Genomic DNA, 25,762 nt, shown 5'->3' with positions numbered 1-25,762 from the left:
ATATTTAGTCAAGAATGCTAGATTTATAATTATGTGTCATAATCTGTTCCAAGAAGTTTAGCATCCGGTGTCCAATATCTTGGTTAGGATCATATTTATATATTTTACCGTGGGGTTTAATTTTTTTTCAGTAGTTTTTTTCTTTAGGGGATAGTTAGCGTTTGATTGAGTTGTAGTTTTTATATTTTTACAATATTTATGTATTTTAAAAATACCTATTTTAAGTTGCGGCATAATTAACCTTTATTTATGTAAAAAATAAAATCATTATTAATATTAATCAATAATTATTTCAAATAAAACATAATTTTTTAAATTAACCTATATTAAAATAGTTCTATAAGTCATTATTGAGTATGTTTAAGAAACCTATTCATGTACTTCACCAGCTAATTCAAGTCCCAACTCTTCAGGATTTTCATCAGCAACCACAACAATTTTAGATATTCTTGAACCAGTATAGAAATTTGTAGTATCATTTAATTTTTCTATATCTTTAGTGGTAACAAGAGAATTATCTATTGTGCTAGAATTATTATTTTGAGACGCTATTGCAAGGCTTAAAAAAGCTTTTAATTCAGGTTTATCATCGGGTACTAATTCTATTAGTTTTTTGTCTCGATGATCTGCTCCATATATTATTAGTAATTTAACCATTTCTGTATAGCCTTCATGAATAACTAATTGAAGAGGTGTATATCCATCTAAATCTTTTAACTCTGTTGAAGCTCCTTTTTCTAGTAAAAATTCAGCTATATCATAAAGTTTGCAGTAAATAGCCTTATGTAGAACTGTATGATTAAACGAATCTTGAATATTGATATCATTACCTTGATCTAAAGCCTTTTTTATAAGATGTTTTAGTTGAGCGGTTTGAAAAAACTTGGATTAGTAAAAAGAATATGCTCCGTAAGTGATGTGAAACTGTTCGAATAGTTTATCTAGTGTAATGTAGCCGGAGTCTTGTGCAGAAGATGAAGATATCAGTGGTACTGCTTGAATGGCCGATAAACTAATGCTAGGGATAAAATTGGAAGAAGAAATAGGAGTTAGGGTTTCGTCTGCTCTAGTAAGGTAACATCCAGACACCATCCCTGTATCATAAGAAGATGTTTGTTTTGTTATTAGAGTAGCCATGTTCGTTTCTATTTCTCTAACTTTAGCCATAAAATTACTATAATCATTTACCTTAAATTAATATATTAAATAATATGAATTTTCAAGGTGAAAATCACTTTAAAAAAATCCATAAAATCATTGGATTAAGCTTTGTTGTGTGGTTCGATGTCATTCCTGTATGGCGTTGTTGTGTGGATCAATTCCCCCTCTGTCCCCGCGACTTGATCGCGGAATCCATTCTAAAATACTAATAATATTAGTATTTTAAATTATTTTTTTGGATACCGTGGTCAAGCCACGGTATGACATCTTAATAATTTAACTCATCCTTGTTAAAAACCCTTGACTCCTTGATATTCCTATAATATCCTATAATTTTCCATTAAATCCCAAATTAGCCCAAATTATACCAATGAATGTATTTTTATCTAAGTATGTAAATGGTGTTGATAAAAAGAATAGGGTGTCGGTGCCGGCGAATTACCGTGCGGTACTAGGGAAAGAATTATTTAACGGTGTAATTGCTTATCCGTCGATTAGGAATAATTGTATAGAGGTGTGCGGTATTTCGCATATCGAGAAATTAAGGCAGATGATAGAGACGCTTGATCCTTATTCTGAGGAGCGTGATGCGTTTGAGACTATGATATTCGGGGAAGCTGTACAACTTTCCTTTGATGGGGAGGGAAGAGTTATATTGCCGCAATCTTTAATGAAGCATGCAGGAATCGAAGAGCAAGCATGTTTTGTAGGTAAAGGGGTGATTTTTGAGATTTGGCAGCCGCAGAATTTTGAGCAATATTTAAATGCCGCTCAAAAAATTGCTCATGAAAAGCGGTTAACTCTAAGGAATGCTCATTAATGATACAATCTCACGTGCCTGTAATGCTAAATGAAATGTTAGAGGCCTTAAGCCCAAAAGACGGTGAGTCTTATTTAGATTGTACGTTTGGAGCAGGAGGATATAGCAAAGCAATATTAGAAAGTTGTAACTGTTATGTCACAGCCTTGGATCGTGATCCAAACGTGATTAAAAGAGCCGAAGAAATTCAGCAAAATTACGGTGAGAGGTTTGATTTTGTAGAAACGAATTTTGCGGATAGTTTTGCAAAGATTAAGGAAAAAAAATTTGATGGGATAGTGCTGGATTTAGGCGTTTCATCAATGCAGTTAGATATAGCAGATAGAGGATTTTCGTTTTTGCATGACGGACCACTCGATATGCGTATGAGCGGGCAAGGGCTTAGTGCCGAGGAGTTTGTAAATATGGCAGAGGAAAAAGAGCTAGCTGACGTAATTTACAAATACGGAGATGAGAGCTTTTCACGGAGAATTGCTAAGAGAATTGTAGAATATAGAAAAACGGCGAGAATTGATAGTACAGGCAAGTTAGCCGAGATTGTTAGAAGTAGTACAGGATTTAGAAAAGGCAAAATTGATCCTGCAACTAAAACCTTTCAAGCCATTAGGATTTATGTAAACGATGAGCTTGGGGAGTTAGAGCAGTTTTTAGTGAATGTAAAAAATATATTAAAGAAAGACGGACGTTTAGTTGTGGTGTCTTTTCACTCTTTAGAGGATAGGATAGTTAAGAATTTCTTTAAAGAAAATTCGGAAAAGCCGGTAGTAAGATCAAAATATGCTAAAGACGACATGACGATTGATCCAAATAAATGGCTTAAGATTATTACTAACAAAGCTCTAGTACCGTCAGATAAAGAAGTAGGGCTAAATATTAGAGCGAGATCGGCAAAACTTCGAGCAGCAAAAGCGATATATGAGTAATTAATTATGAGTATAAGAAAGCTTCACTATTTAACATTATTGATAACAATTATAGCAATATGTAGTTTGTTTAGCATAAAGGAGCGAGTCTCAACTCTTGATTATCAATTAAGTAGCGTTGTAAAACAGATAAATAGTGAGAATAATAATATTCATATTTTAAAAGCAGAGCAAGCTTATCTACTTTTGCCGGCTAGATTGGAAAAACTTGCGGCGGCTTATTTAAAATTAGAAACAGTTAAATCTTATCAAATGATAAAAGATCCGTTAGGGCCAAATATCGATCAAAATATTAAATTTAACCATAATATTAGTATTTCCAAGAGTAGTAAATGGCGTTACAAAAGAATTACAAATAATAAGTATATACAGACTGTTTCGAGTAGAGTGAAGGATACTCGATGAACTTCAAAAATTGGCTACGTCATCCTACAAGTACTGCGGTACTCACGTATTAAGTATATGCTCCGTTCCTCGTCTTGTGGATTCCTTGCTCTTTTTGAAGTTGATCTTCGTATCTTGGTAGGATTGTTGCATGGCTTGGAAAAAGCGTTCGATGTCATTCCCGCGTAGGCGGGGATCTAGGGTAAAGCGAGATAAATCGAGCTTTTCAAAAAATCTTGATTTTAAAGATTTTTTACTTTTCAAATCAAATTTTGAAAAGGTTTTAAAGTACTGGATTCCCGCTTTCGCGGGAATGACATAAGGATTGCGGAAATATTAGTGTTTGAAACACCATAAATAACATATGAAACAAATTTTGGAAAAATGGAAACCTGCAATTAAAAGTCTAATAATTTGGAATGTTTGTAGTAAAAATACAAAAATCCGATTATTAATGGTTATTTGTGGCTTTTCTTTTCTTTTTTGTACTTTATCTTACAGATTGATAATCGTTGCTACGAATGTTTACGATAAAAATATTAATTCCTTTAAAAAAAATCATCAATTTAGAAAAGAAATAGTTGATCGAAACGGTAATTTATTAGCAGTGAACCTACCTTCTGCCTCATTATTTGCTAATCCACAAATAGTACTTGATCCTGAAACTTCCGTAAAAAAGCTAGCAGAAATTCTACCTGATATTAATAAAGCTAAATTACTTGCAGAACTTAAGTCAAATAAAAGCTTTATATGGGTAAAAAGGGATTTACTACCTAGTCAGCAAGAAAAGATAACTAGCCTTGGGTTACTTGGTTTTGAATTTGAAGAAGAGCAGAAACGAATTTATACCTTTTCTAATTTATTGTCGCATGTTGTCGGTTATGTAGGTAGAGACTCGGTAGGGCTTAGTGGCTTAGAGCTCGCTTATGATAAGTATTTAACTAATTCTGATTATGAATTAAACGAACCAAAGAATCAGAAAGAACCGCTTCAATTATCTATTGATATCAGATTACAAAGTATTTTAAGTGAGGAGATTGATAAAACTTTAAAGCAATTTAAGGCCATAGGAGCAGTAGGCATTATTGCTGATCCAAATAATGGCGAGATTTTAGCATTAGTAAATAAGCCTGATTTCGATCCGCATTATCCGAGTTTAGCCAAACCGGAAGAGCTGTTTAATATAGCAAGTCTCGGCATTTACGAAATGGGTTCGGTGTTTAAGGCATTAACTATGGCAGTCGGCTTTGATACCGGTGCAATAAATATGAATGATGCTTATGATATAAGCTATATGAAAGTAGGAGGATTCCAGCTTAAGGATTATACGCCAAGGCAAGGATGGCATAGTGTACCTGAGATTTTTCTATATTCTTCAAATATTGGCACAAGTCAAATTATGCTTGAAATCGGTAAAAGCAATTTTAAAAAATACCTAAAGAAATTAGGTCTATTAGATCAGTTACAAATAGAATTACCTGAACGAGGTACTCCGTTATTTCCTTCCGAGAAAAGATGGAATGAGTTAACGAGTGTTACTATGTCGTACGGCTACGGCATTTCGATTAGCCCTTTGCATTTTGTTAGAGCAATGTTACCGGTTGTTAACGGCGGTACTTTATATGATCTTACTTTATTAAAAAGAAAGGATGAAAAAGTAATAGGTACAAAAGTTTTTAGTGAAAATACCTCTACCCAAATGAAGAAATTATTTAGATCGGTAGTAAAAGAAGGTAACGGTAAAAGAGCAGAGGTCAAAGGCTATCTTATCGGCGGTAAGACCGGTACGGCAGAAAAACTTTCACAAGGGGCGGGGGGAAAAAAGAAATATCTAAAAAATAGTAGAGCGTCATCGTTTTTAGGTATGCTGCCTGCATCTAACCCGCAATATATTATTTTTATTAGATTTGATGAGCCGAAACCGACTAAAGAAAGCTTTGGCTTTGCAACCGCAAGCTGGACGGCTGCCCCTACTGCCGGTAGAGTATTTGAACGTATGATATCTTTATATGGTTTAGAACCGATAGAACAAAGTGAGGAAGAAAGTTAAAATATTACCTAAAATAATTATAGATTTTGTCATTGCGAGCAGGCATTGTTGCGTAGATCGGTAAAATCTACTTGATTTCATTCCCACCTATGCGGGAATGACATAAAACGATCTGTGCAACAAAAAGCCTAAATTTTCTGGCAATGACGCATTTATAAGCTAAAAAGGAGGTTTTTATGTCAAAAAATAAAAATATAACAGGTAAACCTAGTGGCTTAAGTCTTTTGATCCTACGACAACAATAAATAATATTATATCAAAACAACTATTTATATCCACAAGTTCCGAGGCACAAGAAGAATTAGAGCTTAGCGGTAATGATAAAAGACCTAACCCTAGTTGTTGTGAGTTATTGTAGAATCCATATTCATTTTTTAAAATTGTACAAAATAGAAAATTAATTTATATTTTGCATACGGTTGATATGGTCGTTGGGTGGCTTCGATTTTTCTATTGTCACCCCGTGGCTTGACCACGGGGGCCAGTAAAAATGACCGCACAAAATGTTGTTTATATAGATCCCGCGATCAAGTCGTGGGATGACAACCTAATTGCCGATCAAGCCACGGCATGACACAGTACAAAACTATATAATAAAGAACTATTTATGTTAAAGATAAAACAGGAAATATATAAAAATAGCTTACAAATAATATTAAAATTGCTGTTTGCTTTGCTATGTTTTTTTATAATATTATTTCCGTTAGTGAGTTATAAAATAAATATTCAAAGCAGAATCTTTCCGGCGATGGAAATTATATTTATTTATTATTTTATGTCGTTATATTCCTTAAATATTTTTAGCATATTTTTTCTCGGTCTATTTATAGATCAAATAAGCGGTATGCCTATCGGTACAAATTCGCTAGTTTTTTTATCGGCATATACGATTTATAAATTATCTTCAAAATATTTTGTAGCTAAAAACTATTTAATAAATTTCATTATTTTTTGCGTTTATTGTTTATTTATATTGAATTTTAAATATTTACTAATAACAATCAAGAAGCTAGAAGCAGACGGATATTTAATAATTTTCTTTCAATTTTTAACAACTATATTTTCTTATAATATAATTCGTCTTGTACTTGACTCTCCTATGAATTACTTTAAAAAGTATGCTAAATAAGAAAATACTACATGGTGAGTTAATTTCACGAAGAGCCTTTATAATCGGATTAGGTAAACTCGGATTTTTATCGTTGCTTGGAATAAGAATGTTTTATTTACAGCTTATTAAAAGCGAAGAATATAAGACTTTATCGGATAAGAATCGTATTAATTTCGTTGTACTTCTACCGACTAGGGGAAGAATTTACGATTTAGACGGCAATATTTTAGCTACTAATAAACCATGTTATCAGCTAGTAATAGATAGGAGCATTAATAATAATTACAGGGATGAATTAGAAATAATTAGTAATATTCTAAATTTATCTCCGGAAAAATATAATTATATTAAGCAAAAAATTAAAAAATCTAGTCGCCACACTCCTTTAATAATATTTGATCAGCTTGATTGGCAGCAAGTATCAATGATTGAAGAACAAAAGCATAAACTCGCTTCAATATTTATTGATATAGGTTATTTAAGGTTTTATCCTTTTTCAAGCGTTACTTCTCATTTAATCGGTTATCTTGGTCAAATAAATGAGCAAGAGAAGCAGGAATTAAATATACATAGTTTAAGCGATTTTAATATCGGTAAATCCGGTATTGAAAAATATTACGATAACAAACTACGGGGAGAATTTGGTTATAAAAAAGTTGAAGTAAACGCTTACGGTAAGCAGGTAAGAGAAATAGCAGGAACCCCTACTAAATCGGGTGAAGATATGCATTTAAATATCGATGCGTCTCTTCAGCAAAATATCCAGCAATATTTAAATCCTAAAGGTTCTTCGGCAATAGTTATGGATACTAAAACCGGAAATGTACTAATTTGTGCTTCCACCCCGGGTTTTGAATCAAATCATTTCAGTAAATTATCGGAAAATTATTGGCAAAGTTTAACGAGTGATCCTTATAAGCCTTTAATTAATAAGGTAATACAAAATTCTTATCCTCCAGGCTCGGTTTTTAAAATAATTACCGTACTTGCAGCCCTTGAAGTAGGCATTAATCCTAATAAAACCGTTTTTTGTGACGGTAGCTCTGCTCTTGGTACTAATAGCTTTAGATGTTGGAATCATAGCGGACACGGAACGTTAGATATGATGTCTGCTTTAAAGCATTCTTGTAATATTTATATGTATGAATTAGCAAGAATAGTAGGTCCGGATAAAATTCTTGAAGTTGCAAGAGAATTTGGCCTCGGCTCAAAAACCGGTATTGATTTAGCTCCTGAAAGTAGCGGGTTTGTACCGTCAAAAGAGTGGAAAAAGAAAAAATTAAAGCTTCCTTGGTCAATAGGAGATAGTTTTAATTTAGCAATCGGACAGGGGTTTCTAGGGGTAACGCCGATGCAGCTTGCAAGGTTTATTACGGCTATTGCAAGTAACGGTAAACTGTATACGCCTAGAATATTAAAAAATGACCCGGAATTTTATAATGTCAATATTAAGCCCGAAAATATCACAATAATCCAAGAAAGTTTGTATAATACCGTTAATGTTGCGGGAGGTACGGCGTATTATAATAGAATTTTAGGCAAAAATAGGCAGCTCGCTGGTAAAACCGGTACTTCGCAGGTGCAAGGCAAACTAAATGCTAAAGATGATTTAAGCCGTAAATCTATTGCTTGGGAAAGGCGTAATCATGCCTTGTTCTTAGGCTTCGCTCCTTATCACGATCCTAGTTATTCCGTTACTGTCTTTATTGATCATGGCGGAGGCGGTAGTAAAGCCGCCGCCCCTGTAGCTCGTAAAATTATGTCGGACGTGTTGGATAAGTATTTATAGCTTTTTTCAGTTTTTAGTTTGTGCTATTATGTGTCGTAATGTGTTATTAATTAAAGATAGGTCACAAGATGGCAAGACTGAATTTAACTATTCCGGACGAACTAAATAATAGTTTAGCATAGTCAGCAACAAACTTAGACAGATATAGTACGTAAAGCAATTGAATATTATCTACAGGAAATACAAGAAGATGCAGAAGATGCTAAAATTGCTTTGCAAAGAATTAATGCCCCTGATTTTAAAACTTACACTACTGACGAAGTTAGGGAATGGTTAAAAAAGAAAAATGTTTAAAGTTATATGAGAAAATAAGGCACGTGAGAATTAGCTGAATTGTGCGGTATCCAGAAAACAGCTAAAAATACTAATAATATTAGTATTTTTAACTAGACCCCGTGATCAAGGAACTAGGTGACAATAGCAAAACTGATCCACGTGGGTAATGCTAGCTTTATATAATTATATCTTAACTCATATCAAAAAATACTTTATTTTAGTTAGTAGTTTGTGTTATTAATAACTAGGCTTTGCGTGCGGAAAATTAAATTAATCTATTTTTTGTTGTAAATTATAAGATTTTTTTGAAATAGGAATAACTATTATTGCAAAAATCTTATTAGTTTTCTTTTACAAAACCTAGGAATTATTATAGAGGTATATATGTCTAAGAAAAAGCAGGATGATCAAATAATAAAAGAATTAGAAGAAAGACTAGCAAAACTTAAAGGCACTCCTCCATCACTTGAAGAATTAGAAGAAAGGTTTGCAAAGCTCCAAGATAGACCTTATATCCCCACAAAAAAATCCGGTAATGAAGTAGACGATCTAATTGAGCAGCTGCAATCTGAGCTTAAACTAGAACAAAAAAGTAAAAGCCTTAATGATCAAAAAGACCAAGCAATACGTGATAGGCTAGATAAATTAAGAGAAGACAGCCCTATAACGCAAAAAAAGACACCTATAGATCTTTCTTTTAATGATACTAAATCAATAATTACCGATACTATAGATGTTCAAGCAGATATAGCTAGTTCATATGCTAATCGCTCTACCGAGTTAGAGGAGAAAAAAGCATTACTCTATTTAGCTAATAATCTAACTGAAGCGAGAGATATTATTAGGGATATACCCCCTATATCTAAAGAATATGCACCTAAACTATTAGATGTTATTGCTAGTGGGTTAGGTAAAATTTATGAAGGAATAAAGAAAATAGCTTCGCCTGCAGTTAATATTATAAAAGAAATAGGTAGTAGTCTTGTTAATTCGATTAAATCACTTCCTCAAAAATCTTCCAAGCAACAAATAAAATTAAAGAAGTTATATAGAACATATGTTGATTTGAAAGGAATAAAGCCAAAGATAAAAGAAGAGTTTCTTAAAAAACATTATGAACGAATTGATCAGCTACAAACTCCTAAGGAAATATTTGTAGAAACTGCCAAAATTACTAAATCTATAATGATAGCCGGAAAACAAAAGATAAATAATCTTAAACAACAACAAGTTATTAATAGAATGCAGCAGCAAAGTCCTACTGCTTTTATAAATAATAATTCATTTACACCGTCTAATACTCCTACTAATAAAGCAAGGTCGTCAAAGAGTAACCAAAGGTAAATGCTATGTCATTCCTGCGAAAGCAGGGATCTAGAAAAATAACCCTTAATATTGGACAAAATTATACCTTTAACAAAGCTTATTTTGTTAAAGGTATAAATAAGCATATAAAAAATTTTTTATATGTTTTACTGGATTCCCGCTTTCGCGGGAATGACATAAAGAGCATTTACTGATCCACGCAACAATGCCACGCGGGGATGACATACTGAATGTTCGTATAAGGACCAAGGTATTTAAAAATTATTCTACTCTTTTCATTCCGTTTGTCTTAGCTTTATCAAACGAAGTATCTTTAATTGCTGCTTCGGTAAAATCGGCATTTGTTAGGTCGGAGTTATTAAAGCCTGCCTGATTAATTTTAGCTGATTTAAATATACTATCTGTTAATATTGAGTTTGAAAAATCTGTTTTAGTAAGTATTGCTGCAGAAAAATTAGCCTCTTTTAAAATAGAATTTTTTATTACCGTATTTGTTAGGTTAGCATTTTTAAAGATACTATTTGAAAAATCTACTCTATCAAATATTAAGTTGCTCAAGTCACAATTTGTTAAGTTCATATTTGCTAAGTGAGTTATTTTTTGCAAATCTTTTACCGAATTTATTACTATATTATTTGGTAGAATTTTGCTCGAATTATCACTATTTAAAATAATATTATTAGAAACATTAGTATTAATAAAACCGGAATACGCTTGGTCGTTAATATTATTTATTTGCGAATTAGAAAGGACAGAGTTAATAACCGCAGTATTTGTTAGATTGGAATTTATTAGAGCTACTTGGTTTAAATTGCCTAAAGTAATTTTAACATCTGAAAAATTTACGTTTTGTATTAAAGATTTAGAAAAATTTACATTATTAAATTGTCCGTTAGTTATATTTGAGTTTATTATTTCACTGCTGTTTAAGTCAGTATTAATCACTATAAATTGTTTAAAATCATTATTGCTAAAAATATTATTAGTATAGCTAATATTATCTAAAGTAATATTTGAGCCTTTAGTTTTATTAATCCTTACAAAATTAGCATTACTATTTTTTATTGATAAATTATTAAATTTATTATCGTTTAGACTCATATTATTTAATATAGCATTATCGATTTTAAAATGATTTAAAACTGAACTACTAATTGTACTATTTTGTAAATCACATTTAGTAAGGCTAATATTTTGTAATGTTGAATCTTGAAAGGAAGCGTATGAAAAGAAAGAGTTATTACTTTGTACGTTATTAAAATTTACTTCATTAAAAATACTTTGTGTGAAGTTAGAATCCTTAATTATTACTGCTGTTAATTTAGTTTGACTTAGGTCGCTAGATTCAAAATAATTATTAGTAAAATTGGTATTATTTATTACACTTTTTTCTAAATCTGTACCGTAAAATATTGAATTTGTTATATTAGTATTTTTAAAGCTATTATTCTTTAGGTTAGCTTTTTGAAAATTAACACCGTCGATAGTATTATTGCTCCATGATACATGACTAAATTTAGAATTTTCAAAGTTGACATTTATTATAGTAGTTTTATTAAAAGCAGTATCGCTAAAATTTGATTGAACAAAATTTGTATTTTGTAATGTTATATTGTGAAAAATTGAACCTTGAAAGTCAGAATTATATCCGGAAATATTTTTTATTACCGAATCTGCAAAATTACTTTCTTGAATTATAGCATTTGTAAGTATTGCTTTTTCTAAATTGCTACCTGCAAAATCAGCACGTAATATTTCGCAGGAAGTCAAATCTATTCCTGATAAATCTTCATTTATTAGCTTTACTCCTATTAATTTTACTCCTTTTAAATTTGAACCGAACTTCTCTTTAAGGTTTACTTTAAGGTTTTTAGAATTTTGCGATATTATATAATTCCGAATTACCGTGCTTTGGCTATCCGTAAGTAATCCGTTCGCATCACGAGTAGATTCGGAGCAGCTGCTTAATAACAAATAAATAGTAATGATTGATATGACTTTAAGCATTTGCTTCCTCATATTCTTCTTCATTTATTCTATTTGTAGAAGGTATATGTAAGCTTAATAATTTTAATTTACGATGCAAAGCCGATCTTTCCATACCGACAAATGAGGATGTTTTTGAAATATTATTATTAAAACGACTCATTTGTGCCGATAGATATTGACGCTCAAAAACTTCTCTAGCTTCTCTAAGCGGCATAGATAACATATCAAATCTATCTTCAAGTTTTGTAAGATTAGCACTATTTGCTAATATTTCAGAAGGTATCATATAAGGTTTAATAATTTCATTATTACCTGTAGTTAAAGGATTCATAATTAAAGTCCATTCAACAACGTTACGTAATTGTCTAATATTGCCCGGCCATTCATAGGATTGAAGAGCAGCGATAGTTTCATCGGCAAAGCTACGTTCTTTTAAACCTGAAAATTTTGAAAGTTGCTTAACAAAATATTTAACGAGTAGCGGTATATCTTCTTTTCTTTCATATAATGAAGGTACTTTTAGAGAGGATACATTAAGGCGATAATATAGGTCTTCTAGGAATTTGCCGTTATTAATTTCATCTTGGATATTTTTAGAAGTACCGGTGATAATTTTTATATCAACTTTAATATTTTTTCCGCAAGGTTTTGTAATGGTTTGATCTTTAAGGAATTTTAATAATTTTACTTGGATAGGAATAGGAATATTACTGACCTCATCTATATATAAAGTACCGTTATTGGCAAATTCTAAGATAGTAGGGCGTTTATTATTTGCCTGCTTTTCCGATTCGCCGAATAATTCTTGATTGATTTTTTCCGTAGTCATACAGGTAGGGCTGAAAATAATGAACGGATTATTAACCCTTTTAGATTGTTTATGAATTAATCTTGCTGCAAGTTCTTTACCGCTACCGACTTTACCGTGAATCATTATACGACTGCTAGAGCTAGCTGCCTTTTCTATTTCCATTTTATATTTTAAAGTTACCGAACATCCGCCTACTAATTCAGTTTTATCTATAACCTTTGATTTTAAATCTATATTTTCGCGTTTTAACTTTGTTACTTCACAAGCTCTTGTAAGTAAAATAACTAATTTATCATTGTTAAACGGTTTTTCTATATAATCGTAAGCACCCATTTTTATAGCATTTACTGCTGTTTCTATAGTACCGTGACCGCTAATAATTATTACCGGCATTAAAGGATAGCGTTTTTTAATTATCTCTAAAATCCCAAGCCCGTCAATTTCGCTTCCTTGAAGCCAAATATCAAGTATAACTGCAGAGACCGGTTTTTCGGAAAGTATTTTAAGGGCTTGAGTACTATTAGCGGCAACCTGAGGGTTAAAACCTTCATCTTTCAAATTTGCAGCAATGAGGTTTCGTATACTCTCTTCATCGTCTACTATTAAAACATCTAGTTGTGACATTACAATTTACCTTAAAAATATTAATACTAGGTTCTTGCGTACGATTTCTAATTGATTTACTATTTTACGATATTTTTTAGCGAAAATTAATAAGATTTTTGAAAGAATTAGTTATTCATATTTCAAAAAAAATCTTATAATTTGCAGCAAAAAATAGCCAAAATTAAATCTTTTTAGAAATCGTACGTAAGAACCTAAATATATACGTTAATGCCGAATGTAAAAGAAAGCAACATTTTTTTTATAACATTTTTGTCACAATAGCTATTTATAATGTAAAGGTTGGCTAAGATTACATAATATTAAAATTATTTAATTAATTTTATTTGCAGTTTATAGTGTTATAAATGATTATATATAATGAGAGGGGTAGGATATCCAAGTCGTCATTGCGAGCGACCGTAGGGAGCGTGGCAATCTCATGAAATAATAACAAGCTCCTGAGATTGCTTCGTCAATTACTTCGTAATTTCCTCGCAATGACGACGACGATTGTGTATCCAACAGTAAAACCGATTTTAAAAATTATGCTTAACATCTTTTTAATTATTATTTCATTATTTATTTGCTTAATAACCTACCTATTTATCAGCAAAACGGATATTTTTACAAATTTATTGATTTTAAATAGCTTCACAACTTTAGCGAGTTTATTTATTTGTTGTTTAGGTTTATACTCAGGTAATAGTTCATATTTGGATATAGCAATTATTTATTTTCTTTTAAGCTTTGTAGCAACAAACGGATATTTAAAATATTTCATAAATGAATCGAATGAAAACAAAACAGATTGATAGACATCTTTCCAAATTCGCTTATAGAGAGGAATTTGTAGGAGACACGAAACGCAGCATCGCAGCGTACACAAGCGTACGTGAGGATGCGAGTATCGGATCGACGCACGAATTATCTCTAGAAGTAGAATTTAGGAAGATATCTAATACGGTAATTTTAGGATGCGGTCTTAGCGGCATGCTAACGGCGCTTTCTTTTGCACAAAAGGGTATAAAAACTACTATATTCGAGAGTCAATCGGTAAAAAGCCCAGAGTTTTTTAAAGATATAAGAACTACTGCTTTAACGCCGCATTCTAAAAATTTCTTATTCTCTATTGATATATGGGAAGAGCTTGAGCAGTTTGTAGCAGAAATGCAAGACATATATGTAGTAGATAATAAGGCTTCAGAGATATTAGACTTACGAAATGACGCTGACGTTGTACTTGGATATGTGGTTAAGAATAGCGACTTTAAAAAAATGCTATTGTCAAAAATAACTAATAATCCGTTGATAACATTAATTGATAATAATCAATATCAAGAGGTTATAAGCCATAATGACTACTCGATTATAAAATTTGATGATAAACAAATTAAGTGTAATTTATTAATTATATGTGACGGAGCAAATTCAAAAGTGAGGTCTCATTACTTTGCTAATGAAATTGAGAAACCTTATCAAACTGCTCTTACATTTAATATTAAGCATGAAAAGCCGCATGAAAATTGTGCTGTGGAGCATTTCCTACCGCTTGGTCCTTTTGCTTTGCTGCCTTTAAAAGATCAATATGTTTCATCCGTAATATGGTCAACTTCTTCTGATCAGGCTGCTTTAATTGTTAATTTGCCTGTAGAAGAAGTTAGATTTTTAACTCAAAGAAATGCCGGTAATTCCCTAGGTAAAATTACTATTGATAGTGAGATTAGTAGCTTTCCACTAAAAGCCCGTATAGCAAATAGATATTTTCATAACCGTATAGTGCTTATTGCCGACACTGCCCACACAGTACATCCGCTCGCCGGACAAGGGTTTAATCAGGGCATAAAGGATATAGAGATTTTGAGTATGATAGTTAGTAATAATGGCACATTACAAGAATATCAAAAGCTAAGGCAAGAGGATAATTTTATTATGTATAAGCTGACTGATGAGTTAAATAATATTTTTTCAAATTATTCCAAAAATTTAAGATGTTTAAGACAAATAGGATTTAAGGTAATAAATAATTTTAAACCTGTAAAGAACTTGATTACTAGCTATGCGATGGGGAAGAGGTGAGTGTTCTTTTGTATCATTTCTAGCTAGTTCTGATGTCATTCCCGCGAAAGTGGGAATCCAGTAATCAAGAATCGATAAAAGCATTGTTTGTTTATACTTTTTAAAAGATGGATTCCCGCTTTCGCGGGAATGACATAGAACATAATTTTATGAGATATGCATGAGTAAAGAAAATTTAAGCAGTAAGTCATCTATTAATACTCCTGAAGAAGGAATAAAAAATGCAGCAGAAGATAATAAGCTTAAATCTTCAATAAATACCCCTGAAAGAGTAGAACTTTTAGAAGCAGCACAAACAAAAGCTTCTGAGCCTCCACAGGAACGGCAATCGTAAAATAAGCCAGCAGGAAAAAGAACGCTGCAAGAGGATACGGCACTTATACGGTACTAGAGTTGCTCGTGCCGGAATCGCTGCAAGTGGAGTAGCAATCGAGGTGGTACAGGAGGGCAGTAAAGTTATAGCTAGTCCTACTCATATTAGTAGAAGGAGTAATTAACGTTGGAGAAAAAGTAGCAAAAGCTTATGATCCGCTTGATAAATTTCAGCAAGGTGCAAAAATTAAAGAAAAAGGTCCCCCAAGTCCCGGTTTAGCCGATAAGGCATTAAATAAAATCAGGACACTACCCAGTGGTGAAACTGCAGCAAATGTTCTAGAGAAAACATATAAAACATTAGGTAGTAAGGCAGTAAGACGTGCGGCTAGAATTGGTGGTGTCGCAGTATCGTTAGTACTTAATCCCACTCTCGTCGGGGTTGGGCTTGCTGCACTTTCTTTATCAGCCGTTGCTTACAATGTTGGAAAAGAAGCTTTAGAAGTAAAAGAAGATAAGCGTTTAGATAGCATTAAAGCTAATTGTGTGAAGCAAGCAGGAGGAGCTAATGTAATAGGTGAAGGAAATGCTAATTTAGTGCGTATGGAGCGAAAAAAAAGATAAAATAAATCAAATAAATAGTTTAAAAATGTCAATAGGAAATTATGAAGATAGGAAAGACTTGCTTGAAAAAGAAAGGCAAGCAAAAATAGATACCCAAGCATTAGAAGGATTTTTAACTATACCCCCTAAAATTGATCAATTAAGTGAAGGGCAGCTAAGAGAGCATTTTAATGTAACTAGAGCAAAGGTTGCAGCGAGACCTGAATTTGTTCCTCCTGCTGAAAAAACTAATTTTGCAAAAGTTAAATCGGCAGTAAAAGCAGGAGTCGGTTATTTTGTTGAATCGCAATTTGGTGATTTAAAAGAAATATGCGGTAAAAAAGAAGAAACATCTCAATCTTTTATAACTCCAAATGTTAGCAATAAAGTAAAACCTGAGCAAAACAAAGCTCATGAGCAAGCACAACATATGCAAGAGGATTTGTCACACGGCAAGGGGGTTCGTTATGGTGCTAGCTCACCATCATCACAATCAACGAGGATTTTAATACCGAATGCTTCTAAACACCATGAATATTCAATGTTAATAAAGACTTATAATTATCTTATAGATTATATCTTGCTGCAGAGATGTTTAAGCGGTGCGGAAATACTAGGGGGAGCGGTGAATTTTGTAGCGATTGTTGGAAGAAGCTAGAGTTTATAGCAAGACCATATTGTAGTATATGTGGACAAAGATTTAGTATAAAAATCTTAGATAACTGCATTTGTGGAAATTGTTATAGCAACAAACCTAATTATGAGTTTGCTCGCAGCTTATTTAAGTTTAATGAGCATAGCAAAAAAATAGTTCATCAGTTTAAATATCAAGATAAGACGATATTTGCTAAGACCTTTGTAAGCTTTTATATAATAGATATAGCGAGGATATAAAAGATATTGATTTAATCATACCTGTACCTATGAATAGATTTAAGAGGTTACTACGAATGTATAATCCTGCTCATATTTTAGCTATGGAAATTGCAAAAGTTACCGATAAAATGTTAAAAGCTGATATTTTAACTAAAGCAAAATGGACCAAGTCTCAGACTTTTCTCTCACGAAAACAACACAAAAATAATATAAAGGGTAGTATCAAATTTAACACAAAGTATAATATTGTAAGTAAAAAAATCTTATTAGTCGATGATGTCGTTACCACTGCTGTTACTATAAATGAATGTGCTAAAATTTTACGGCAAGTGGGGGTGGTGTCGGTAAAAGTCTTAAGTGTTGCTATGACATAACGTCATTGCAAGGGGACGTGGTTGTGTGTATCGAAAAACACACTCGATGTCACCCCGTGGCTTGACCACGGGATCCAAAAAATAATAAAAAATTTTAGTATTTTTAACTGGACCCCATGGTCAAGCCACGGGGTGACACAGAAGTTAACTTATGCAAAATGAAATAAAAAAAGTTTGTGTTATCGGTGCGGGAGTAATGGGTTCAGGGATTGCAGCGTTAATTGCTAATTCCTCTCATAAAGTAGTGCTGCTTGATATTATCGCTAAAGATTCCGATGATCCTAATAAAATAGTTAAAACCGCTAAAGAAAATTTGCATAAACAAAAACCTCCACCTTTATCTTTTCCTGATAAAGCAAATTTCATTACCATCGGTAATTTAGAATATGATTTAGATTTAATTAAAGAATGTGATTTAGTTATTGAAGTTATTGTTGAGAAGTTAGAAATCAAACACCAATTATATAATAAAATTATTCCTTATCTTAAAGGAGATGCAATTATTGCTTCTAATACCTCTACATTACTGCTTAAAAGACTAAAAGAGAATTTACCAGATAATATTAAATCTAGATTCGTTATTACGCATTTCTTCAATCCGCCAAGATATATGGAACTGCTTGAGTTAATTATAGACCCTAAGATAAATGCTGAAGTAAGATAAAGGCTGAAGTAATAGAAAGAGTATCAGAGTTCTTAACGAAAACGCTTGGTAAAATTATAGTAAAATGTAATGATACGCCTGGTTTTATTGCTAATAGAGTAGGGTGTTTTTTATTTGAATTAGTAGCCCGTAAAGCGATAAGTCAGAATCTTGATGTTGCTACTATAGATAAAATATTTACTACATGTTTGGGGTTGCCGAGTACCGGAATTTTCGGTTTATATGATCTAATCGGGCATGATGTAATGAAGTTAATTTCAAGTTCATTACTTGCCTTTCTTTCTGCAAATGATGCTTATCATAAAATATATGTAAAGACCCCTGTTCTTGATAAGATGATAGAGAAGCAGTTAATTGGACATAAAGGTGACGGTGGATTTTATCGTTTATCGGTATCAAATGGCAAAAAGATTAAAGAAGTTATCAATATAAATGACTTATCATATAGTCCTGTTCAAAAAGTAGATATTTCATTTAATAATCTTGATGAGCTTCTTGTAAGTGATTCGGTTTACGGTAAATTTTTTACTGAAATTATCACGGAATTTTATGTTTATTTAGCAAGTCTAGTTCCGTCGGTTACGGATAATATTTATGATATCGATGCTGCTATGAAGCTTGGTTACAGCTGGAAATACGGTCCATTTGAATTATTGACTATAGCGGCTAAAAACGGTTGGAATGCGGTAATTAAAAATGCTGATTTAATGCATATCCCACTTCCGCAATATTTAGCCAATAAAGAATATCAAAAAATCGATAAACAAAAATTTAATTCTCACAAAGATATTTTACAAGAAAGTCAGATAGTATTAGAGAATAGCTTGGCAAAATTAATACTTTATTAAGATGCTTTGATTTTTGTTATTACTACAAAAATGAATTGTTTAAATCATGAGGTGTTTTATTTACTACAAGAAGCAGCAAGTAAAGCCGAAAATGACGGTAAAAATCTTTATATTTATCCGCAAGGAAATAATTTTTCTGCCGGTGCTGATTTAAAACTTCTCCTTTCTTATATTGAAGATAAGAATTTTCACGATCTAGAGAATTTACTAAAGCTGGGACAACAAACCATGCTCCACTTAAAATATTCCTCTGTACATGTTATTAGCTGTAGTCTTGGTGTGGTACTTGGAGGTGGATGTGAGCTGTTATTACACTCAAGCTTTATTATAGGAAATCAAGAACTTAACGCAGGGCTTGTAGAACTTGGTGTTGGTTTAATACCCGGGTGGGGCGGTGTTACCGAAATGTTTGCTCGAAGTAATGGTAATAAAACTAAACTAATTAGAAATATCAGCAATATTATAGAGCAGAATAAAACAAGTTCAGCCGATTACTTTAAAGCAGATTATGATGTAGAGAATATGCACGTAAATATGAACAAGCATTATATTTTAGAGGAAGCTTTAAAATTAAACCTACCTAAAAAGATAGTACCGATTCCGCATAAAATTACTTTGCCTAAAATAAATTTAGCAACAGCAATAGATACATCAAAATATAACGATCTACAAAATAAGGTACTTAGCAAATTCAAGATATTATTGATACACATAATGAAACGAATGAAGAAGAGCTACTTGCCTATGAGCAGGAAATATTTTTAGAACTTGCAAAAGATCCAAAAACTATAGAGAAGCTGAAAGTAATTGTGGGATAAACTCCTACTATGTCATTTTTGCGGGGCATTGGCGTTGTTGCATGGATCTATGTCATTCCTGCGAAAGTAGGAATCCAGAAAAAGTAGTCTTAATATTGACAAAATAAACCTAAAAAAACAAGTTTTTTGTGGGTTTTACTGGATTCCCGCTTTCGCAGGAATGACATAGAGAGCATTTACCGGTCCACGCAACAATGCTTCACGGGAATGACATAAAAACCGTGCGGGTAACGTTACTCCACAATCATATTGCCTATAACACCACGATAGTAAGTTTGAGGGTCGTACATAGCTTCACTGTAAATAGCAGGAGTAGAGAATATGCCCTTATTAACTGCTTTGATTTTATACTGATACGTCATTTTTTGATCAGAAATAGTACCGAAAATCATAACTCTATCATCACGATTATTTATATATATCGGTTTCCATATCATTACTTCCTGCGTGCGTTCTAATATATTTACGTGGTTGTTATCCGGTAAAAGCTCGAAGCCTGCCGGTAATAAATCAAGTAGCACCATACTGCTCAAGGTTTTATTACTACCTGAACGCATGGTGATTTCCACCGTAATATTATCACCTAATTTTACTTTGCTAACCTCTTTATTATTTTCATCGAGATATTTTTTTGTTATTTCTATGCCTTTAATTATCTCTTTATTTTCTGTTAATTGCTTATCATAGCCTGAAGTTAAAAGCTGATAGAAAAAGCCGTTACTTGAGGATGTTAAGTCGATATTCTTATTTTCTACCGACAGCTCAGCAATCATCACTTTATCGCCTGTTAAAGTAACTTCTTTATCTGTAGAGGTTACTTTAATAGTAGCCTCATCTACATTATTTATTTTATCGGCATAGGCAAGACTTGCCATAATTGCATAGCTTGCGGATAGACTATTATAGTTATCTTTAGCAAAAAAAGCGATATCCTGTACAATTTTTGGGTCAAAGTCTTTTAACCGTTCCGGAAAATGCATAGAAATTAAGTATAAATATTGACTATATTTTATTAGAGGATTGTAATACTGATAGTCTGTTTTTGATATAGGTTTATTTAGAGTAAATCTGTCTAATAATTTCTCCGCTTCTTCATTCATTTGCAGCATTTTATAGCTAGCTGCTAAATAAACGCTAGTCAAATCATCTTGCCATGTATTTTTATGGTACTCGTCTAAATATTTTAAAATATTTGCAATATAGCTTGTAGTAATAACGCTGTTTTGCGTCAGGATATAAACCGCATATGCCTTTTCTCTTGCTTCATCTAAGGAGTTTATTGATTTGTTAGCCATATTCTCTAAATAGTAAATACCTTGATTAAATGTATCACTTGGAACGGCTAAATATCTAGTTGCTCCCTCGCTTAAGAAATGCATAGCATAAACGGAAATAAATGGATCGGAATCGTCATTAAAATTGTTCCAATATCTAAATCCACCGTCATAATTTTGACGTTCCGATAAAGTTTGGAATATTTTTGATAATGATTCATCCATTTTTTTACGATCAGTTTTAAGAATCTGAACTAGTTCTTGTTCATTATATAATAAAATATTGGCAAAATTTTGGCTTATTAATTGCTCAGTGCAACCATCAGGATAATTATCTAGGAAATCTTTAAAGCCAGAAATAATAGCTAGCGGTGATTTAGAAGCGGAAATTTGCAGTTTAGCAAATTCAGGATATAAATCCCGTAAGATTTTTAAATTAGCCTTGTTGTCTGTAATAAAGCCTGTATCAACTGTTGTAATGCTCGGACTAGCAGGGCGAACGCTCGTAGTAGTAGTTAATTCGGAGCTATGTACTACTGCCATAGATATTATATCCGGCTTTAGGTGATTTATAGAAGCCACAACCTTTAAATCTGCCGAACCGAGTTTATCAGTCGCTTTTAATTTAACATTAATAGTAGCTTCCTTATTTTCGTCTACCGGTATCTCTTTAGGATAATCTAATATTTTAAGTCCTTCACTTGTTTCAATATTTAGAAAAACCTGAGCATTTCCTGAATCTTTTAGGTTATTAAATATTGTTACCGGTACTGTAAATTCATCATTCGGAGCTACAAATAAAGGTAAATTTGGATTGATAATAAGATCGGATTGGACTAATAAATCAGCTTTGGAAGTTCCTATAGCGTCAAGGCTTGAGGCTACCCCTATAACTCTTAAAGTGCCGTTAAAATAGCTTGGTATATCAAATGTAACTTCTCTCTCATCAAGATCCGCTTCTAAAATTCCTGACCAAAATGCTACGGGAGGTTGGCTTTTTCTTTTAAACGGATTAAGGTTTCGAGAGACATTTATAAAACCGTCTCCGGCAGGAGCCGTCATATAAGCTTTCATTAATAAAGGACGCTCAGGTAATATTAAATCCATGATTTGTGATGTTCGGACTTCCAAGGCTTTATCGTTAATAAAGTAATTAAGCGGGTCGGGAGTCTGATAACCGGCAAATGATAATATCCCTGCATCAACAGCAAATATTATTATTTTACTGGGATTTGTAGTACGGTAACGAATTGCTAGCTTTTCTCCCGATTTGATTTTTGCAGGAAGTGTTAATTCAATATCTTGTTTATGTTTATAAATGCCCGCAGTAAACGGTACTACTGCATAGCTAAACGGTGACATAAAGATTTCCGTAGCTTCTATGTCTCTTATAAATTGTACATTTACATATCCTTTACCCTCAAAGCCGTCAGGAATTTTTATTTCTTGAATGCTATTATTTTCATCAGCTTTAAACCATTCAAAATTATGTACTTTATCGGTCTCGATAGTAATTAACCCATAACCTGTATAAGGAGTTATAATATTTAAAAGAATAGTATCGCCGGCTTTATAATCATCTTTATCAAGTTTAACTTTTAAATTTGCTTTGTCTGTTAAATTAGCCGTAACATTTCCTTCACCTATTACCGAAAATTCAGCTTGGGCAAAGATTGTATCTTCTTTATCGGTTAAGTAAATAACGTAATCGCCTACTTCTTTAGTAGGCACTTTATAAATATAACTTTCGTTTGCTGTGATATTAACTTTGTCAGAAGATATATTAGTCTCAATAGGTACTGAACTGTAAGAATAATTACCGTTACTATCTGCTACTAAGTTGTTTACATAATTAATCTTTTTTAAGTTAAGAGTTAAATTAGGTGCAGCTACTTTTTCTGCTTTATTTGATATGGCTATGAATTCTATTGCCGAGCTTGTTTTTTTCTTAATATATTTTAGATCGCTATCGCTTCTAAATCCTATAATATAAGGCAGAGGTGAAACTATAAGCGATTTGCTTGCGTTTACGCTTCTTCCTGAATCAGGCTCAAATCCTTCTGCTGAAAATGTTAGATTAAAAGTAGCGTTATAATATTTCTCGAGGTTAAGGTCAAAGTTTGCTGTACCTTTAGAGTCGGTAGTAATATCTCCTAAACTTTCGTTAAAAAACTCTTTATTTCCTTTGCTACTATAAAATTTATATTCTTTAAAGCTAGGTACGAAAAACTCGGTAGGTCTAATATCAATAAAGCCGCTGACTTTTCTATTTTCTGCAGGAGTGCCGTAAAGATTTATGAGATTAACGGTTGCTTTAAGATCTTTTGGATTCATCCATAGCTCATCTTGTGAGTTATTGAAGTTTATGTTTATTTTCATGTGGTCAGGCTGAAAATCACCAACCCTGACAGACACGCTATTAAGATAGTTATTGCTGCCTTTATCTCCTACTAAATATAAGCTTATATTGTATAAGCCGGTTAAGGAATCATCAAGCGTTGAGAATAAATATTCGCCGAATCCTTCTGCATCTAGAGCTATTTTGCTTTTATCTATTACTTTTCCTCTAGGGTTAGTTACTTGTATTTCTAAAGGTAAGCCGTTAAATTTTCCTTGCCAGTCGGTTTGTTTGAGCATAATACCTATGTGACCTTGCTCGCTTGGTCTATAGATGCCACGATCGGAAAATAAATAAGCTTTTAACCCTTGATCAGAACTAACGGCTCCTGCTACATCAAACCGAGAATAATTAACTTGTCTATCAATCCTACTATACGGCATAAATGAAAAATCATCCTTAGTAGTTAATATATAAGCCACTGGAGTTTTTTCTTTTGTCAAATCATTTATATTTGATAAAACGGCATGTCCTTTACTATCGGTTTTGCTGCTTACTAACACCTCACCGTTAAGTCCTATAATATCTGCTTTTACGCCGCCAGCCGGTTTACCGTTACTGATATAAGAAACAAAGATATGATGCGTTCCGGTTTTATCGGTTTTTACTATAAAACCAAGATCGGTAACTAAAATTAATCTTTTATCTTGAGATATAATGTTATTATTGTCTTTAGCATAAACTTTTGCTAGAAATAACCCCTTAGAATAGCTACCTGCTTCTTCTAAATTAAAATATTTACTGAAATCTAAATCGGTATAATGAGGTAAATTTAAATTTTGAGAGTTAACTATTACTTCCTCTTGAAATACCTCGGAAATATTATACTCATTAAAGGTATATTCATTTATAAAAGTCGGATTTTGGAAAATATTATATCTATTTGTTTGGCTGATTAAATGATTAACTTCTTGCTGATTAATCTTATCGATTTCTAAATATAATTTATCTATGCCAAGTGAATATACTGGAAGCTTTTTTTCGCCGGCTAGTGAAAGAATAGAACCGTCGGACATTAGCTTAACTTCTTTAGGGTTACCCGGTATTTGTACGATTTGAAAATAATCTGAGCCGAGTGTTAAATTATCCGATGTTTTAACACCTTGATTTACTTTAACAAGCAAAGCTCTTGAGGCAAACGTATCTACTTTAAAACTATGCATAGTAGTAATGCTTGGGACGGAAGATAAAAGCTCAAAATTTATTTTTTCACTCGATTTAAGAATATCATCGGTTATTTCTTTCGGATTTTGCCATTTATAGTTTTTTTTGCCTGCAACTCCTAAGAAAGACGGCTTATCCTTCGGTAATAAAAATAATTCCAAATGTTTTTTTATTTCCTCACCCGAAACCGGTGTATTTGTGGTAATTATAATTATCTGTTCCGGTTTTAGTTTATCATCTTTAACAATTGTAGCAGTACTATTGGTGATTTTTAAATATGAGGATAGACTTGGAATTAATACATTTTCTTTATAAGAATATCTTATGTTATTTGGCGTCTTATTATTTTGATCTTCTACATTTTTATATGTGAAAACTTCTCCGCCATGTAGAGGTTTAACGCCGTCTTTTATAATTACGGAAACTGTATCTTCTTTATCTGTAAGCGGTGGTATATTAGTAATAATCGTAGCTTCCGTATTATTGGTATTGAATTTGATAGAAAACGGTAATTTTTCTTTAGTTGAAGATTTTATAAACTCTATTCTTTCCTCTAGAGTTTTAGGATCGATAGGATAGTTAAAAGCTATTTTAGTTTGAACGAATTTTTTGGAAATATCGATATTATCCTGTAGATAATTCATTTCTTTAATAATAGGAAGTAGCGGTAAAGTCGTGAAACTTATATTATTACTTTTTAAACCGATAAAATTAGGGAATATATAATCTTCGATAGTAATCTTATAAGTTTGATGAGCTGCAAAATTGTTTTCTGGAGTAAAATTTATGTTATACCACCAGCCAAATCGCCATTCTCCTTTAATATCAGGTGAAATAGATATGTAATCATTTATTTTTTTTCCGTTAAGCCCTAGCTCTCTTTGTGGCTTTGTACACCATTCTTTAATTCTAGAGTCGCAAAGGTCAATATTTAACGCATTTTGTCCTGCTAACAAATTTTCGTTAGTTAATTTAAAATATAAAGGTATTTTTTCGTTAAAGCTTGCAGCAATTAGTTGTAAATTTATTAAACATACGAAAATAGTAAATACAAATTTGCGGAAGATATTTTTCATATCTATAGCTTATTATTTATGATAACTTCAATT

The 25,762-nt window shown here is 32.3% G+C and carries 19 protein-coding genes and 4 pseudogenes; 18 read left to right on the top strand and 5 right to left on the bottom strand.

Translation table 11 applies throughout. From position 1 onward, the window contains the following. Window positions 1–369 precede the first annotated feature (369 nt). Both MCI_RS09395 and MCI_RS09390 read right to left on the bottom strand, forming a co-directional pair. Complete coding sequence (locus tag MCI_RS09395; RefSeq protein ID WP_014409367.1) at window positions 370–657, bottom strand: hypothetical protein; 288 nt, start codon at window positions 655–657, stop codon at window positions 370–372. A 3-nt stretch (window positions 658–660) separates the two neighbouring features. After that, a pseudogene (locus MCI_RS09390) lies at window positions 661–816 on the bottom strand (ankyrin repeat domain-containing protein); the annotation flags it as partial. Window positions 817–1,531: 715 nt separating this feature from the next. On the opposite strand from MCI_RS09390, the gene mraZ reads away from it, so the two are divergent. From mraZ to MCI_RS01430, 8 genes and pseudogenes are all read left to right on the top strand, one after another. Continuing rightward, a complete protein-coding gene (gene mraZ / locus MCI_RS01460) occupies window positions 1,532–1,981 on the top strand; it encodes a division/cell wall cluster transcriptional repressor MraZ (RefSeq protein WP_014409365.1) in 450 nt (149 codons plus the stop codon). Further along, a complete protein-coding gene (gene rsmH / locus MCI_RS01455; protein ID WP_014409364.1) occupies window positions 1,981–2,904 on the top strand; it encodes a 16S rRNA (cytosine(1402)-N(4))-methyltransferase RsmH in 924 nt (307 codons plus the stop codon). Before mraZ ends, rsmH begins: the two co-directional genes overlap by 1 nt. Window positions 2,905–2,910: 6 nt before the next feature. Beyond that, on the top strand, window positions 2,911–3,309 hold the full coding sequence (locus MCI_RS01450) for a hypothetical protein (protein ID WP_004998104.1): 399 nt from the start codon (window positions 2,911–2,913) through the stop codon (window positions 3,307–3,309). A gap of 343 nt (window positions 3,310–3,652) precedes the next feature. Continuing rightward, on the top strand, window positions 3,653–5,338 hold the full coding sequence (locus tag MCI_RS01445) for a peptidoglycan D,D-transpeptidase FtsI family protein (protein ID WP_014409363.1): 1,686 nt from the start codon (window positions 3,653–3,655) through the stop codon (window positions 5,336–5,338). A gap of 176 nt (window positions 5,339–5,514) precedes the next feature. Next, a pseudogene (locus MCI_RS10450) lies at window positions 5,515–5,696 on the top strand (hypothetical protein). 249 nt (window positions 5,697–5,945) lie between these two features. After that, window positions 5,946–6,467 carry a hypothetical protein gene (locus MCI_RS01440; RefSeq protein ID WP_010977460.1) on the top strand — a complete coding sequence of 174 codons (522 nt, stop codon included), beginning with the start codon at window positions 5,946–5,948 and terminating at the stop codon, window positions 6,465–6,467. Then, complete coding sequence (mrdA, locus tag MCI_RS01435) at window positions 6,457–8,238, top strand: penicillin-binding protein 2 (RefSeq protein WP_014409362.1); 1,782 nt, start codon at window positions 6,457–6,459, stop codon at window positions 8,236–8,238. Before MCI_RS01440 ends, mrdA begins: the two co-directional genes overlap by 11 nt. A gap of 660 nt (window positions 8,239–8,898) precedes the next feature. Further along, entirely contained in the window at window positions 8,899–9,858 is a 960-nt protein-coding gene (locus MCI_RS01430) for a hypothetical protein (protein ID WP_014409361.1), read from the top strand. Window positions 9,859–10,101: 243 nt separating this feature from the next. On the opposite strand, the gene MCI_RS01425 is transcribed toward MCI_RS01430, so the two are convergent. Both MCI_RS01425 and MCI_RS01420 read right to left on the bottom strand, forming a co-directional pair. Beyond that, a complete protein-coding gene (locus MCI_RS01425; RefSeq protein WP_041404096.1) occupies window positions 10,102–11,847 on the bottom strand; it encodes a pentapeptide repeat-containing protein in 1,746 nt (581 codons plus the stop codon). Next, entirely contained in the window at window positions 11,840–13,264 is a 1,425-nt protein-coding gene (locus MCI_RS01420; RefSeq protein WP_014409359.1) for a sigma-54-dependent transcriptional regulator, read from the bottom strand. Before MCI_RS01420 ends, MCI_RS01425 begins: the two co-directional genes overlap by 8 nt. Window positions 13,265–13,791: 527 nt before the next feature. On the opposite strand from MCI_RS01420, the gene MCI_RS01415 reads away from it, so the two are divergent. From MCI_RS01415 to MCI_RS09375, 10 genes and pseudogenes are all read left to right on the top strand, one after another. Beyond that, window positions 13,792–14,058, top strand: a complete 267-nt coding sequence (locus MCI_RS01415) for a monovalent cation/H+ antiporter complex subunit F (RefSeq protein WP_014409358.1) — start codon at window positions 13,792–13,794, stop codon at window positions 14,056–14,058. After that, window positions 14,039–15,322: a 2-octaprenyl-6-methoxyphenyl hydroxylase gene (gene ubiH / locus MCI_RS01410; RefSeq protein WP_014409357.1), complete on the top strand. Its 1,284-nt coding sequence runs from the start codon at window positions 14,039–14,041 to the stop codon at window positions 15,320–15,322. The genes MCI_RS01415 and ubiH overlap by 20 nt, the downstream gene beginning before the upstream one ends. A 160-nt stretch (window positions 15,323–15,482) precedes the next feature. Beyond that, complete coding sequence (locus MCI_RS01405) at window positions 15,483–15,656, top strand: hypothetical protein (protein ID WP_014409356.1); 174 nt, start codon at window positions 15,483–15,485, stop codon at window positions 15,654–15,656. Window positions 15,657–15,880: 224 nt separating this feature from the next. Further along, a pseudogene (locus MCI_RS10445) lies at window positions 15,881–16,171 on the top strand (hypothetical protein); the annotation flags it as partial. A gap of 112 nt (window positions 16,172–16,283) precedes the next feature. Continuing rightward, window positions 16,284–16,895, top strand: coding sequence for a hypothetical protein (locus tag MCI_RS09385; RefSeq protein WP_014409354.1), 612 nt, complete (start codon window positions 16,284–16,286; stop codon window positions 16,893–16,895). Further along, window positions 16,829–17,131: a double zinc ribbon domain-containing protein gene (locus tag MCI_RS09380; protein ID WP_014409353.1), complete on the top strand. Its 303-nt coding sequence runs from the start codon at window positions 16,829–16,831 to the stop codon at window positions 17,129–17,131. The genes MCI_RS09385 and MCI_RS09380 overlap by 67 nt, the downstream gene beginning before the upstream one ends. A 56-nt stretch (window positions 17,132–17,187) precedes the next feature. Beyond that, a pseudogene (locus tag MCI_RS01390) lies at window positions 17,188–17,552 on the top strand (ComF family protein). 86 nt (window positions 17,553–17,638) lie between these two features. Beyond that, complete coding sequence (locus MCI_RS06950; RefSeq protein ID WP_050982533.1) at window positions 17,639–18,151, top strand: 3-hydroxyacyl-CoA dehydrogenase family protein; 513 nt, start codon at window positions 17,639–17,641, stop codon at window positions 18,149–18,151. Then, window positions 18,148–18,999, top strand: a complete 852-nt coding sequence (locus MCI_RS06945) for a 3-hydroxyacyl-CoA dehydrogenase family protein (protein ID WP_083837069.1) — start codon at window positions 18,148–18,150, stop codon at window positions 18,997–18,999. The genes MCI_RS06950 and MCI_RS06945 overlap by 4 nt, the downstream gene beginning before the upstream one ends. A 30-nt stretch (window positions 19,000–19,029) precedes the next feature. Beyond that, window positions 19,030–19,764 (top strand): enoyl-CoA hydratase/isomerase family protein, encoded by a 735-nt coding sequence (locus tag MCI_RS09375; protein WP_156794958.1) that lies wholly within the window; start codon window positions 19,030–19,032, stop codon window positions 19,762–19,764. A gap of 286 nt (window positions 19,765–20,050) precedes the next feature. Here MCI_RS09375 and MCI_RS01380 read toward each other — a convergent pair whose 3' ends face one another. Beyond that, on the bottom strand, window positions 20,051–25,729 hold the full coding sequence (locus MCI_RS01380; protein WP_014409351.1) for an alpha-2-macroglobulin family protein: 5,679 nt from the start codon (window positions 25,727–25,729) through the stop codon (window positions 20,051–20,053). Window positions 25,730–25,762: the final 33 nt, after the last annotated feature.

It is taken from the genome of Rickettsia montanensis str. OSU 85-930 (assembly GCF_000284175.1).
GTDB lineage: Bacteria > Pseudomonadota > Alphaproteobacteria > Rickettsiales > Rickettsiaceae > Rickettsia > Rickettsia rickettsii.
This window is presented reverse-complemented; position numbering and strand designations above follow the sequence as displayed.